Source organism: Gluconobacter oxydans DSM 3504 (assembly GCF_000583855.1).
GTDB classification, from domain to species: domain Bacteria; phylum Pseudomonadota; class Alphaproteobacteria; order Acetobacterales; family Acetobacteraceae; genus Gluconobacter; species Gluconobacter oxydans.
This window is the reverse complement of sequence record NZ_CP004373.1, coordinates 2219002-2232587: the sequence shown is the minus strand read 5'-3', so window position 1 is coordinate 2232587 and position 13586 is coordinate 2219002. Positions and strand designations below refer to the sequence as shown.

The window sequence follows — 13586 nt, the reverse complement described above, 5'->3', positions numbered from 1 at the left end:
ATGCTTGTCCCGGGCCTGATCCAGCGTCAGTCGCAGTCTCTCGTCATGACGCCCCAGCTGCGTCAGGCGATTGCGCTGCTGCAATACACGCAGACCGATCTCGCCCAGCATCTCCGGCAGGTCTGCGAAACCAACCCACTCCTCATCCTGGAGCCCGGCGATACAGCTCCTGAAGCCCTCCCCGCGTCGGAAGACTTCCACGACGACGACCCGGACCGCTTCACCACCGCCCCCGACCGCCCGGAAGCCGCCGCTCCGCCTCCGTCTGACCGCGACGGGCTGATCCTCCAGATCCGCCTCTCTCTTCCCCCGGACGACCATCACGCGGCCCTCCACCTCCTGGACAGTCTCGACGAAACCGGCCGCCTCCCCGTCTCCGTTACGGACCTCGCCGCCGAACTCGGCATAGACGCGCCTCGCCTGGAGGCGATCCGCCAGACTCTCATGCATCTCGAACCCGTGGGCCTCTTCGCCCGTTCACTCGAAGAGTGTCTGGCCGCCCAGCTTCGGGTCCGCAACCGCCTCGACCCGGCGATGCAGACCCTGCTCGACAATCTGGATCTGCTCGCCCGACGGGACTGGCGCAGACTGCGTGAAAAATGCGCTCTCGATCAGGATGACCTGCTGGACATGCTGGCCGAGATCCAGGCCCTAGATCCGCGCCCTGGCCTCAGCCTGCCACCCCCCGCGCCGCCTATTGAACCCGACCTGATCGTGCGCCCCAATGGCACCGGATTTCGCCTGACCCTCAACACGCGTCTGCTGCCAGAAGTCCGGCTCGACGACACACTGCGCGCGCAGATCGACAGCCATACGGAAGCGGGCAGGATGCTGCTGGCCTACGCAGGCGAGGCGACAGCCCTCATCCGCGCACTGCACAGTCGCAAACAGTCGCTCCTGACCGTCGGCCGCGCCATCATCCAGCATCAGGCTGCTTTCCTGCGCGATGGCCCCACTGCGCTCCGCCCCCTGACCATGCGTGAAATCGCCGAACGTACGGAACTGCATGAAAGCACCATAAGCCGCATCGTCAGCAGCAAATATATCGATACGCCCCGCGGTACTGTTCTACTCAAACTGTTCTTCTCAACCGCCCTAACATCCGAAGACGGCACCACTCAGAGTGCCCATGCCATCCAGCACCGCCTCCAGGCCCTGGTGGCCGCCGAGGGCGACAACGTCCTGTCCGACGACGCCCTGACAGGCCTGCTGCAAAAGGAAGGATTTTCCATCCAGCGCCGTACCGTCGCCAAATATCGCGAAGGTCTTGGCATCGCGAAATCCAGTCAACGCAAGAGACTGCGCCGCACATCTTGAGAAACTGGAACAGTTCATTCTCCGCTCAATACGGTTCGCGACAGAGCAATTTTCGATATCTCTATTGAAAACCATTTATGTCAAACCATGTTTAACAGGCAGACGGCAGCCGTTGTGGGTGCTGAATTGACAGGAATATTTCTAATGTCCAACGATCCCGTCCCCCACGAATCATCAAGCCTGCATCACCTTGCCGAAAAGGCACACCGTCAGCCCAAGCTGCTGACGAAAGGCGAAGTCGAGGAACTGGCTCATTTCGTTCTCAAGGGCGCTGAAGGCGCGACCGAAGAGCAGAAGGAAATCGCCAAACGCGCCCTTCGCAATCCCGAAGGCATCGAAAGCGCCGACATCACCGCCCTCGCCACCCAGATCCTGACACGGAAGTAAGACCATGACCGGCCATTCCCACGAACTCCCCTCCCAGCAGAAACTCGAACACCGCCTGAAAGAAGTCGAACGCGACCTTGCCCGCGCCGAAAAATCAGACCCGGTGCGCATCCACGCCCTCGAAGCCGAAATCAAGAAAATCAAGTCCGAACTTCAGGACTGATCCCTTCGGTTCTGTAAGGCCTTCTGACAGCCATTGGTTTTTTCGGGGCCTGCAGGACAGTCACGGGAACGTCTTCCGTCATTATCGTGTCGTGAACAGTTTCCATTTCGTTATGCTGGATCAGCCTGAGAAGTTCTCACAGACGGTCCAGGATTTCCTTGACGCAGATCGTCCCGAGAAATCGTCGCCTCCCTGACGTGCTGTCCCGTGCAACAGGCATCTGAACGCAAAAAAGCCGCCCTCCCGAACTGGAAGAGCGGCTTTTTTATTCCCGGGGAAACCCGGAAACGTCGATTATTTCAGCGCGGCGATCGCCGTCATCTCAACGCGCCACTCCGGCACAGCCAGCTTCGCCTCGACGGTAGCCCGGGCCGGCTTGTTTGCCGTATCCAGCCAGGCGTCCCAGGCCCGGTTCATTGCTCCGATCTCTCCGATATCCGTCAGGAAAATCTGAACCGACAGGATCCGGCTCTTGTCCGTCCCCAGAGAGGCCAGAAGCGCGTCGATCTGGCGCAGGATATCGACCGTCTGCCCTTCCGTATCGAGGCTGGCATCATCCGCAACCTGACCGGCCAGATAGGCCAGTCCGTTATGGACCACCACGCCCGCAAGGCGCTCTTCTTCGAGGTGACGGGTAATATCGGCGTTCTTGCTCACGGGCGTGGACCTTCTGGCTGGAATTACTGAAGCAGGGTCGGGATCATCTCATGCTCGAGGATCGCATCGAGTGCGCTTTCCTCGTCTTCCGCGACCGCCATGGGCGTGCCGTCGGCGGCATGGATGGCCACAACCAGTTCCCCGTCATGCATGACGGATTTGACATAGGCGAGGTGGGACATGCCCAGCGTCAGGAGCTGCGGCCCCGTGATGCGCCGCAGATCCGCGGGGAGTTTGTCGTCCGAACGATCACCGTTTTCGAAGGGATTGTTCAAGTCAGGTTCCTTCTGAAGCCACGGCGGTTCATGCCGCCTGGCCCTGGGTTCAGTCTGTAGAAAATCTGGCCGGCAGAGGCGCGTGCCGGACCTATTCGTCGTCAATATCGCGCGCCGGCCGCGTCGTACGCCGCGTCTTCACGACAGGGGGCACCACTTCATGATGGACCGTCGGCCCTGGTGCCGGGCTGCGCCGTCCCTGCGAAATGGCAATCCGCTTGACGCGCACTTCCGGCTCCGGACGCAGGAGATCAATATGCAGCAGCCCGTTATCAAGCCAGGCGCCCCCAATTTCGATACCTTCGGCCAGCACGAACGCCTTATGGAACTGCCGCGCCGCAATGCCGCGATGCAGGAAGATGCGCCCCTGGCTGTCATCCGCCTGACGGCCGCGGATCACGAGCTGGTTGTCTTCCTGCGTGATCTGCAGATCGTCCATCACGAAGCCCGCGACAGCCAGCGTAATCCGCAGGGCCGTGGCGCTGAGCTGCTCGATATTATAGGGGGGATAACCGTCAGACGTCGATTTGGCAGCACGCTCAAGCATCTGCTCGAGGTGATCGAAACCGAGGAACATCGGGGACGTGAACAGGCGACCGGACATAGGGCTAAAGCCTCCTCCATGAGCGAGACATAAACAGGGCCGGTCCCATCATGCGGCAACCGGCTGACCCCACGATATGGTGTCCACCCGCACGGATGCAAGCTCTACCCTTACAGGACACAACGCAAAACCTGCACTCAAACCCGATCTTGCACTGGCATTTGGCGCCCGCGCTCGCTACATCGCAGGACATGAGCGAATTCGATTTCCTGTCCGGCATCGACGCGGTGCCGCCCACCCCGATCCTGATCGCCCCCCAGCCCGTGCTGCGGGAGGTCACCCGCGACGTGCGCCCCGAGGACATTGCCTTCATCCGCGAACAGCTTCCGGGTATGTTTTCCGCCATGTACAAGGCCCCGGGCATCGGCCTCGCCGCCCCGCAGGTCGGTCTGGGCATGCGCTTCGCCCTGGTGGATGTGGCCGAAGAAGACGCCCCGCGTGAGCCCATGCTGCTGATCAACCCGGAAATCATTTCTGATTCCGATCAGCTTACCGCGCGTGAGGAAGGCTGCCTCTCCCTGCCAAACCAGTATGCCGAAGTCGTCCGCCCCGAATCGATCCGCGTGCGCTATCGCAACCTTGCGGGCGAGACGATCGAGCGCGATGCATCCGGCCTGCTCGCCACCTGCATCCAGCACGAAATGGACCATCTCGACGGCATCCTGTTCGTCGATCACCTCTCGACGCTCAAGCGCAACATGATCATGCGCCGCCTGGCCAAAGAGCAGAAACTCAGAAGGCACTGATCCCCGATGCGGCTGATCTTCATGGGAACGCCGGACTTTTCGGTCCCGGCGCTGCACGCCCTGCTCGACGCCGGTCACGAGGTGGTCGCGGTCTACACGCAGCCGCCCCGCCCGGCAGGACGCGGCAAGGCACTGCGCCGCTCGCCGGTCCATGAAGCTGCCGAAGCTGCCGGGATCGAGGTCCGCACTCCTGCGCGCGTCCGCTGCGACACGGCCGAACACGAAGCCTTCGCCGCCCTGAAGGCCGATGCCGCCGTGGTCGCCGCCTATGGTCTCATTCTGCCAAAAGCAATGCTGGACGCCCCGCGTCTGGGCTGCCTGAACATCCATGCGAGCCTCCTGCCCCGCTGGCGTGGCGCGTCGCCCATCCAGTCCGCCATCGTCGCAGGCGACAGCCAGAGCGGTGTTTCCATCATGCAGATGGATGAGGGCCTCGACACCGGCGCGGTCCTGCTGGAAGAATCCACCCCTATCAGCGCGACCGACACTGCCACCACGCTGCATGACCGCCTGTCCGAAATCGGTGGCCGTCTGGTCGTCCGTGCGCTCGCCGAACAGCCGAAACCCGTTCCGCAGCCCGAAGAGGGCGTCACCTATGCCGAGCGCCTGACCCGCGATCACGGCCGTATCGACTGGACGCGCAGCGCCGCCGAGATCGACCGCCAGATCCGTGGCCTGACGCCTTGGCCCGGCGCGTTCACCACGCTCGACGATGTGGTCCTCAAGATCGGTGCAGCCACCCCGCTGCCTCCAGAGAGCCATAGCGCTGCCCCCGGCACCACGCTCGATGACAGCCTCACCATCGCCTGCGGCACCGGTGCCCTGCGCATCGACCGTCTGCAGAAACCCGGTCGCAGCATGATGTCCGCCTCCGACTTCCTGCGCGGTCAGCCCGTGCCGAAAGGCACCCGCCTTGTCTGACACGCAGGCTGTGGAGCCTCTCGCTGAACCTGCCGCCGAGCCCACGGGTCTGAACCGCTGGGCCCTTCGCATCGAATATGACGGCACCGGCTATCTCGGCTGGCAGAAGCAGAACGACGGCACCTCCATTCAGGGCCTGATCGAAGCCGCCGCCTCAAAACTGGTTCGCAACCGCCCCGTTCCCAGCATCACCGCCGGACGCACGGATGCGGGCGTGCATGCAGCAGGTATGGTCATCCATCTTGATTTCCCGGATGACGCCCCGATCGACGCCCGGCAGATCCGCGACGGCATGGGATACCACCTCAAACCCCACCGCGTCGTCGTGCTGGAAACAGCGAAAGTCGGCCCGGAATGGAACGCGCGTTTCTCCGCGACCTGGCGCAGCTACCGCTACACCATCCTTAACCGTCCTGCCCGTCCGGGCCTGATGGAAAACCGCGTCTGGCACATCAAGCGCCCGCTGGACGTGAACCTCATGCAGCAGGCCGCAAACCATCTCCTCGGCCCGCATGACTTCACATCCTTCCGCGCCGTCGCCTGTCAGGCCAGAAGCCCCATCCGCACGCTGGACGTCCTGAACATCCATCGCGATGGCGAACTGGTCATGATCGACACGAAGGCGCGCTCCTTCCTGCACCATCAGGTCCGCAACATGGCCGGCACCCTGATGATGATCGGCTCACGTCAGTGGCCGGTCGAAAAGATCATTGAAATTCTGGAAGCAAAAGACCGCTGCGCGGCCGGGCAGACAGCCCCTCCCGAGGGGCTCTGCCTGATGGATGTCGGCTATCCCGACGATCCCTTCAACCGCTCCTAGGACGACAGCCCGAGCAGATCGACAACCGCATTGTAATGCGGCGGCAGCAGCCACAGGACCCAGAGCAGCCCCCCCACCGGCAGGGTCTGCAGGACGGTCATGACAAAAGCCTGCCAGCCAGTCGTCACAAGCCCGACCTTCGTCACATACCAGGTCAGCCACAGCGTATAGAGCTGCGCCCCGAAAGCGAGGCCGCCCAACGCCTGGCTGGACGCCGCAGCCCCCGGCAGCACGAGATGCAGCACGCCTTGGGCCATGATCAGCATGGCCAGTGGCAGCCATCCGCACCAGAGCGATGCCGTGGCATAACGCGTCCACAGACCCTTGCGGCTCAGGGCGCCCGCATAAAGCTCAGACACCACAAGCTGCAACAGCGTGCAGACCAGCGGCACCACAGCCCGCACCAGCCCCATGATCCGTTCGGCTGGCGGGAGCATGAACGCCATCCACACACCAATGACCGCCAGCGCAACCGTCGGTGCCAGAGCCGCGAACAGGGCTCCCGCTCCGGGTGCGAAACAGTTAATCCCTTCGGACCGTCCCCGCCCCAGAAGCCACACGCCCAGAGGAATGGCCATATTCCCGGTGGGTGGGAACGGACCCGGCCGTCGGGGAGTCACAGCCCGTATCCTTCCATGAACGCGAGATAAATCCGTGTCAGATCCTCCAGCGTCCCAAGCTCCACGTTTTCGTCACGCTTGTGCATCGTCGCGCCGACAAGGCCGAACTCCGCCACCTCGCAGTATTGCGAAATAAACCGCGCATCCGACGTCCCGCCGCCGGTATCGAGCCGGGGCGTCCGACCCGTGACACTGCGTACAGCCTCGGACAGGCACGTTACCGCATCCCCCGGCTGCGTCAGAAACGCCTCGCCGCTGATGGACACCTGTACGTCCGCCTGAGGCGCGTGACGCCGCACCACATCCTCGATCCACGCCGTCAGAGCGGCCCCGGTGTGCAGATCATTGAACCGGATATTCAGCCGGCCGACAGCACTTCCCGGAATGATATTGGTCGCCCCGTTCCCGACATCGATGCTCGTGACCTGAAGGGACGACGGATCGAACCACTCACTCCCCGCATCCAGTTCCCGCGCCGTCAGTTCGGAAAACGCTGCCAGAAGACGATGGACCGGATTATCCGCCAGATGCGGATAGGCCACATGCCCCTGCGTCCCGTGTACGGTCACGACAGCATTCATGCTGCCCCGACGCCCGATCTTGATGACATCCCCCAGTGCCTGGGGATTGGTAGGCTCGCCCAAAACGCAGAAATCCGGCAGTTCACTCCGTTCCGCCAGCCATTCAATGACCGGCTTCGTCCCGAAATGCGCCGGACCTTCCTCGTCTCCCGTAATCAGCAGCGAGACGGAACCCTTGAGCGCCCCCTGTTCCAGACGCCGCGCAACGGCCGCCACGAAACAGGCCACCCCGCCCTTCATGTCCGCGATCCCGCGTCCATAAAGCCGGTCACCGTCAATAACCGCCGCAAACGGATCATGCGCCCAGCCCTCGCCCGGCGGCACGACATCCGTATGCCCTGCAAAGCAGAGGGCAGGATGCCCTTTCCCCAGCCGGGCATAAAGATTGGGCGTCGGCGCGTCAGCAGGCCCGAAAGGGAGATGGAACGTCTCGAACCCCATCCCTTCCAGCACACCTGCCAGAAGCGCCTGAGCCCCTCCATCGGCCGGCGTGACCGACTGGCAGCGCAGCAGATCCCGGGCCAGCGCCACAGGATCTGTCGGAAAGGTTGATCCCGTCACAGGATCAGTCGCGCAGAAGATCGTTGATGGAGGTCTTGGAGCGAGTCCGCTCATCCACACGCTTGACGATCACCGCACAGGCCAGCGACGGCATCCCCGGCTCCTTCGGCGGCAGCGTGCCCGGCACGACGACGGAATAGGCCGGAACACGGCCCATGAAGATCTCGCCCGTCGCACGGTCCACGATCTTGGTGGAGGCGCCCAGGAACACGCCCATCGACAGAACGGAGCCCTTCTCGACGATCACGCCCTCGGCCACTTCCGAACGCGCACCGATGAAGCAGTCGTCTTCAATGATGACCGGAGCAGCCTGCAGCGGCTCCAGAACGCCACCAATGCCCGCACCACCGCTGATATGGCAGTTCTTGCCGATCTGGGCGCAGGACCCGACCGTCGCCCAGGTATCGATCATCGTGCCGCTGTCGACGCGCGCGCCGACATTCACGAAGCTCGGCATCAGCACCACATTCGGCGCGATGAACGCGGAGCGACGCACGATCGCACCCGGAACCGCACGGAAACCGGCCTCGGCGAACCGGAACTGGTCCCAGCCATCAAACTTCAGCGGAACCTTGTCGAATGCCGGCTCACCGCCGCAACCGCGCTCCATGACCCTGCTGTCATTCAGACGGAACGACAGCAGGACCGCCTTCTTCAGCCATTCATGAACAGTCCAGCCATCTGCGAACGGCTCGGCGACACGCAGCGTCCCGGCATCCAGCGCGGACAGGACTTTTTCCACGACATCGCGGTCTTCGCCTTCCGTACGGGCGCTGAGCGTCGCACGACGCTCCCACAGAGCTTCAATGGCGGTACGAAGGGGTGCATTCGGCATCAGGTCGGTCCGGTAAAAAAGAAGCAGAAATCCGCCGGACCATGCGGTTCCAGGGGTTTCATGTCAACGGATCTTTACTCCTGACGGCCGCTCTGCCCGTGCTCCAGCATTGTTAATGACTTCTTAACCAATCACGCTTATGAAAACCGGGGGCTTTGACTGACTGGCCCGACCGAGAGCTCTCTGCGGGATATGTCACCCTTGCCTGATCTGCGTTCCTTGTTCTCCCAGTTCATGAACAATCCGTCCCCGGACAGGACCCCGCAGGACCTGCGGAACATGCTGGCGTCAACTCTCGAAAGCCGCGAACGCTGGCGCTCCCTGCTCTATCAGGCGGTGGATCTGGTCTTCGAGACTGACAGCCGGGGCCGGATCATCCTGATTTCCCCCGAAACATGGCTTGGACAGCCCACGACGCCCCTGATCGGCCGCCCGTTCAGCGCGCTGTGCGACACCGTGAACGTCCTTCAGACCCATACCGGTACGCCTGTCCAGATCACGACCCCGCAGGGCGAGCCCCTGACCGTCATCCTCTCCTCATGCCCATTCCAGGACAGCGAAGGCCGGATCACCGGAACACGCGGCACCCTCAAGGCGGTCTCACAGACTCTACCTGGAATCCCCGCCGCCATTGCGGCCCCGGCCGAAAGCGATTCTGCTCCCCAGCCTGATACCGCTCATGTCACGGGTGGCCATTCCGACACCGCCGGGATCACGATCCTCGCCGCCATCACCACCGCACTCCGCAAGGCCATCGTTCCCAGACTGGCCTCTGCCGCAGCAATGGACGCCCTGCTCGCCCCCCTAGCTACAGAAGGCGCATTGCTGGACACCGCGGCTCCGAAAAGCTTTCTTTTCACATCATCCACCCTGCCTGCGGACATCCAGTCCGTCCTGTCGACACCCGCCCCTCAGGCTGGCACGGAGCTGTTCAGGACCGGCAGCAGCCATGTCATGATCCGCCGCGAAAACATCCGCAGCCTCAGACAGCTCTGCCTCGTCCTCTGGCGCTCCGAGCCCTGGTCTGCGCAGGACCGGCAGCTCTGCGAGACGGTGTGCTCCCTGCTGGCCGGATTTTGGGAACTGGACAGCATCCACCGCCGGATCCTGACGGATTCCGACTACGACATCGCGTCGAACCTTCTGAACTGGAACGGCCTGAAAGCGGAGATGGAGCGGCGTAGCCGCCGGCTGGATCAGGAGGCGATGGCCGCAACCCTGATCATCGCCCGCGTGCCCGGCCTGACAGAGCTTTCAAAGACCCGGGGCTTCGAGGCCGGCGAAGAGGCGCTGCGTCAATGCGTGGCTCTTCTGCGAAAAGCTATCCGCCCGACGGATGCCATCGGCCGGATCAGCAACAATACGTTCGGGCTCTGGATGGATGGCGGGGACCGCTTTGCCGCAGCCGAACGGGCCGAGCGCATGACGGCCCACGGCATTCCCATCCTGATCGATCCGCCGGTCCACCTGCCGCTTCAGCTGGGACTGGTCTCCCGGGAAGCCAATGCCGATGAAACCCCCGAGAGCCTGCTCGAACGTGGCATACAGGCGCTTCAGGAAGGCGTGGCCGAAAACAGAAAATGGCGCTTCTCACACGAAGCGCCATAATCCCGGTCCAGTCCTGCTACCAGTTGGTTACGCCTTGATGAGCGTTCCCGGTCCGGCCCGTGTGAACAGCTCTAGAAGGCAGCTGTGCGGCACGCGCCCGTCCAGAATGACGGCGGCTTTCGCGCCCTTGCGGACTGCCTCGAGGCAGGTCTCAACCTTGGGGATCATGCCGCCCGAAATCGACCCGTCCGCAATCCGGCGCATGGCCTCTTCCGCGCTCAGCTCTTCGATGAGCTTGCCGTTCTCGTCCAGAACGCCCGGAACATCCGTCAGCATCAGCAGACGCGAGGCATGGACTGCACCGGCAATCGCGCCAGCGGCAGTGTCAGCATTGATGTTGTAGGTCTCGCCGTCCTCGCCGACACCCACGGGGGCGATCACGGGAATCAGCCCCGCGCCGAGCAGCGCATACAGCACCCGCGGATCGATCTTTTCCGGCTGTCCGACAAATCCCAGATCGATGACCTTCTCGATCTCACTGTCCGGATCACGCTTGGTACGCGTCAGACGACGTGCCTGGATCAGCCCGCCATCCTTGCCGGAAATGCCGACGGCCAGTGCTCCGGCCCGGTTGATCAGCTGCGCCACCTGCTTGTTGACGCTGCCGGACAGGACCATCTCGATCACATCGACCATGGACTTGTCCGTCACGCGCAGCCCGTCGATGAACTCCGAACGGATCTTCAACCGGTCCAGCATGGCGCTGATCTGCGGCCCACCGCCATGCACTACGATCGGATTGATCCCGACCAGCTTGAGCAGGGAAATGTCATAGCCAAAGGCATGCGCCAGCTTGCCCTCGCCCATGGCATGACCACCATATTTGACGACAATCGTGTCCCCGGCATAGCGCCGCAGGAACGGCAGCGCGCTGGACAGAATGGCAGCCTGCTGCTGCGCTTCCTCCGCATTCACGACAGGCGCCACGTCCGGCAGCTTGTCGCTATGCGTCCGGCTGTTGTTTTCAATGGGGGTCTTACTGGTCATGATCCGGACTGTCCTTCCCCTGACGTCTGGAGTGGCACGGCAAAACGGGCAATTTCAGCCCGCAGATCCTCGATCCCGAAACCGGTCTCGCTGCTGGTGGCAATGATGCGCGGATAGGCGGCGGCATGTTTGAGCGCAAGCGCCTCGACTTCCGCAATTTTCGCCGCCAGCGCTTTCGGCTTCACCTGATCGCATTTGGTCAGCACGATCTGGAACACCACGGCCGCACGGTCCAGCAGCTCCATGACATCCTTGTCCGACGCCTTGAGCTCGATCCGCGCATCCAGAAGCAGAATGACCCGCTCCAGCGTCGTCCGGCCGCGAAGATAGGCGAACATCATGTCCTGCCAGTCTTCCTTGACCGACTTCGCCGCCTTGGCGAACCCGTAGCCCGGCATGTCCACGAGGGACAGGCGGTCAGCCAGATTGAAGAAGTTGAGCTGCTTGGTCCGCCCCGGCTCGGAGGACGCCCGCGCCAGCGCACGACGCCCCGTCAGCGCATTGATGATGCTCGACTTACCGACATTGGACCGGCCGGCAAACGCAACTTCCGGGCGGCCGACAGGCGGAAGCTGGTCGATCTTCTGCGAGCCGAAGAAGAATTCACATTCTCCTGCGAACAGAAGCCGCCCGTCCTCGATCTGGGCCTCGGTCGGAGGCCCCGGGATTTCTTTCATCATGCCTCTGCCGGGCCTCAGGTCCGCGAGACCGGAACGGGCAGACCCGTCCGGCGCTGGATGAACATCTGCTGCGCAACCGTCAGCAGGTTGTTCCAGGTGTAATAGACCAGAAGACTGGCCGGGAAGCCGGACATGAAGAACACATAGACCAGCGGCATGAACTGCATCATCCGCGCCTGTGCCGGATCAAGGCTCGCCGTCGAGCTGGTCTGGCGCTGCAGCAGCCAGAACGTCAGGCCAAGCGCCGTGCCCCAGATGCTGACATGCAGGAACGACGAGTAATGCGTCGGATCGAACGGCAACAGCCCGAACAGGTTGAACACGTTCGTCGGGTCCGGCATCGACAGATCATGGATCCAGCCGAAGAACGGCGCATGACGCGCATCGATGCTGATGTTCAGGATCTTGTACAGGCAGAAGAAGATCGGCGCCTGGATCAGCATCGGCAGACAGCCGCTCGCCGGGCTCACCTTCTCTTCACGATACAGCGCCATGACCTTCTGGTTCATGGCCATCGGATCGTCCTTGTTCTTCTCCCGGATCTCCTTGACCTTCGGCGCCAGCAGACGCATCCGCGCCGAGGACTGGGCAGCCTTGGAAGCCAGCGGGAAGAGAACGATCTTGACGATCAGTGTCAGCGCCATCAGCGCCAGACCGAAATTACCCAGATGCAGATACAGCCAGTGCAGCAGCGTCAGAAGCGGACGGGTCAGGAAGCTGAACCAGCCGAAGTCGATCGCCTTGTCCAGATCGGGAATGCCAAGCTGCTTGCTGTAGCCCTGAAGCAGGCTGACGACCTTCGCACCGGCAAAGACATGGCTCTTCTCGGTGATGGAACCGTTCGGCATGATCTGCTGGGCGTTCTGGGTGGACATGCCCACCTGATACGACCCCGGCGTCCCCGGCACGTAAGCAAAGCTCGCCGAAACCGGCGTGCCATCCGCAGGAGCCACGGCGGTCAGCCAGAACTTGTCGCTGATACCATCCCAGCCATTCGTACCCGTGGACGACCAGGACACGTGATCCGGATGGTCAGCCCCCTTGCGCAGGTTCTTGTAGCTCTCATCCTGCATCCGGCCACCGATAACGGCGATTGGCCCTTCATGCGCGGTGAAAGCCCCTTCCGGCGCATCATAGTCACGCTGCACGCGCTCAAACGGCACCAGAGCAACCGGCTGACCCGAATGGTTCTCGACCGTCTGGCTCACGGCGAACATGTAGTGCTCGTCCAGTGCAATCTGGATGGAGAACACCAGCCCCTGCCCGTTATCCCAGTGCAGCGTCACCGGATGGTCCGGCGTCAGTGTCTCGTCCGAGCTCTCCCAGACCGTGTTCAGGTCCGGCAGGCGGGCATTGGAGCCCGGAGCATTCGTCCAGCCGATCACGACGAACGTGGGATGCGCACTCCCCGCCTTGTCCAGCAGCCGCACCAGCGGGCTGTCCTTGGCCAGGGTCTCACGATATTTCGTGAGGATCAGATCATCCAGCACCGCGCCCTTCAGGTTGAGGGAGCCCTGCACGTCCGGCCCCGTCACCGGAATGCGCCGCGCAGTCGCCTGCGTTTCGGCAGCAGCCTCGGCAGGTGGCGCAGCCGTGGTCGGCGCGCTGTTCTGAACCTGTGCTGCAGGCGCATGTGTGACGGGATGGGGATCGTCCTGATGGGGCTTCGGCATGAAATAGTCGAAACCGATCAGGATAAGGGCCGAGAGAAGTGTGGCCGCAATAATGCGTTTGGTGTCCATCGGGCGGATGCCGGTCTTTCGTCTCACTGAATAGGGCTTGCGCCTCAAGTGGCCGAAAACCGCATTCAAAACAATAGGCGGA

General features: G+C 62.7%; 16 protein-coding genes. 7 read left to right on the top strand and 9 right to left on the bottom strand.

The genetic code is table 11. The features are described from left to right. The 3 genes from rpoN (at nucleotide 1) to GLS_RS13440 (ending at nucleotide 1867) form a co-directional block, all read left to right on the top strand. On the top strand, nucleotides 1-1317 hold the full coding sequence (gene rpoN, locus GLS_RS09890; protein WP_041112095.1) for an RNA polymerase factor sigma-54: 1317 nt from the start codon (nucleotides 1-3) through the stop codon (nucleotides 1315-1317). Between the two features lie 144 nt (nucleotides 1318-1461). After that, nucleotides 1462-1704 carry a hypothetical protein gene (locus GLS_RS09885; protein ID WP_041112094.1) on the top strand — a complete coding sequence of 81 codons (243 nt, stop codon included), beginning with the start codon at nucleotides 1462-1464 and terminating at the stop codon, nucleotides 1702-1704. A 4-nt stretch (nucleotides 1705-1708) separates the two neighbouring features. Then, complete coding sequence (locus GLS_RS13440; protein ID WP_193363814.1) at nucleotides 1709-1867, top strand: hypothetical protein; 159 nt, start codon at nucleotides 1709-1711, stop codon at nucleotides 1865-1867. Nucleotides 1868-2161: 294 nt separating this feature from the next. Here GLS_RS13440 and GLS_RS09880 read toward each other — a convergent pair whose 3' ends face one another. The 3 genes from GLS_RS09880 to GLS_RS09870 form a co-directional block, all read right to left on the bottom strand. Then, nucleotides 2162-2524, bottom strand: coding sequence for a RidA family protein (locus tag GLS_RS09880; protein ID WP_011253359.1), 363 nt, complete (start codon nucleotides 2522-2524; stop codon nucleotides 2162-2164). A 23-nt stretch (nucleotides 2525-2547) separates the two neighbouring features. Continuing rightward, nucleotides 2548-2799: a DUF1150 family protein gene (locus tag GLS_RS09875; RefSeq protein WP_011253358.1), complete on the bottom strand. Its 252-nt coding sequence runs from the start codon at nucleotides 2797-2799 to the stop codon at nucleotides 2548-2550. 91 nt (nucleotides 2800-2890) lie between these two features. Next, nucleotides 2891-3403 (bottom strand): Hsp20 family protein, encoded by a 513-nt coding sequence (locus GLS_RS09870; protein WP_041112093.1) that lies wholly within the window; start codon nucleotides 3401-3403, stop codon nucleotides 2891-2893. 191 nt (nucleotides 3404-3594) lie between these two features. Between GLS_RS09870 and def the strand changes: the two genes are divergently transcribed. From def to truA, 3 genes are read left to right on the top strand one after another with little or no spacing between them, the layout of a single operon-like run. Further along, nucleotides 3595-4149, top strand: a complete 555-nt coding sequence (def, locus tag GLS_RS09865) for a peptide deformylase (RefSeq protein WP_041112092.1) — start codon at nucleotides 3595-3597, stop codon at nucleotides 4147-4149. 6 nt (nucleotides 4150-4155) lie between these two features. Continuing rightward, nucleotides 4156-5070 (top strand): methionyl-tRNA formyltransferase, encoded by a 915-nt coding sequence (gene fmt / locus GLS_RS09860; RefSeq protein WP_041112091.1) that lies wholly within the window; start codon nucleotides 4156-4158, stop codon nucleotides 5068-5070. A 10-nt stretch (nucleotides 5071-5080) separates the two neighbouring features. Further along, complete coding sequence (gene truA, locus GLS_RS09855) at nucleotides 5081-5890, top strand: tRNA pseudouridine(38-40) synthase TruA (protein WP_052327655.1); 810 nt, start codon at nucleotides 5081-5083, stop codon at nucleotides 5888-5890. Here the strand turns inward: truA and GLS_RS09850 are convergent. Genes GLS_RS09850 through dapD form a run of 3 tightly spaced genes read right to left on the bottom strand, consistent with a single transcriptional unit; the run spans nucleotide 5887 to nucleotide 8487 of the window. Next, nucleotides 5887-6468, bottom strand: a complete 582-nt coding sequence (locus tag GLS_RS09850; RefSeq protein WP_155720925.1) for a hypothetical protein — start codon at nucleotides 6466-6468, stop codon at nucleotides 5887-5889. The genes truA and GLS_RS09850 overlap by 4 nt on opposite strands. A 38-nt stretch (nucleotides 6469-6506) precedes the next feature. Beyond that, a complete protein-coding gene (dapE, locus tag GLS_RS09845; protein ID WP_041112088.1) occupies nucleotides 6507-7652 on the bottom strand; it encodes a succinyl-diaminopimelate desuccinylase in 1146 nt (381 codons plus the stop codon). Nucleotides 7653-7656: 4 nt separating this feature from the next. Next, complete coding sequence (gene dapD, locus GLS_RS09840) at nucleotides 7657-8487, bottom strand: 2,3,4,5-tetrahydropyridine-2,6-dicarboxylate N-succinyltransferase (protein ID WP_011253351.1); 831 nt, start codon at nucleotides 8485-8487, stop codon at nucleotides 7657-7659. A gap of 279 nt (nucleotides 8488-8766) precedes the next feature. Between dapD and GLS_RS09835 the strand changes: the two genes are divergently transcribed. Next, complete coding sequence (locus tag GLS_RS09835; protein WP_226986563.1) at nucleotides 8767-10095, top strand: sensor domain-containing diguanylate cyclase; 1329 nt, start codon at nucleotides 8767-8769, stop codon at nucleotides 10093-10095. Between the two features lie 27 nt (nucleotides 10096-10122). Here the strand turns inward: GLS_RS09835 and argB are convergent, their stop codons facing one another. Genes argB through yidC form a run of 3 tightly spaced genes read right to left on the bottom strand, consistent with a single transcriptional unit; the run spans nucleotide 10123 to nucleotide 13504 of the window. Then, complete coding sequence (argB, locus tag GLS_RS09830; protein ID WP_041112086.1) at nucleotides 10123-11082, bottom strand: acetylglutamate kinase; 960 nt, start codon at nucleotides 11080-11082, stop codon at nucleotides 10123-10125. Next, nucleotides 11079-11759: a ribosome biogenesis GTP-binding protein YihA/YsxC gene (gene yihA / locus GLS_RS09825; protein ID WP_024716842.1), complete on the bottom strand. Its 681-nt coding sequence runs from the start codon at nucleotides 11757-11759 to the stop codon at nucleotides 11079-11081. The genes argB and yihA overlap by 4 nt, the downstream gene beginning before the upstream one ends. A 17-nt stretch (nucleotides 11760-11776) precedes the next feature. Next, nucleotides 11777-13504: a membrane protein insertase YidC gene (gene yidC, locus GLS_RS09820; RefSeq protein WP_041112085.1), complete on the bottom strand. Its 1728-nt coding sequence runs from the start codon at nucleotides 13502-13504 to the stop codon at nucleotides 11777-11779. Nucleotides 13505-13586: the final 82 nt, after the last annotated feature.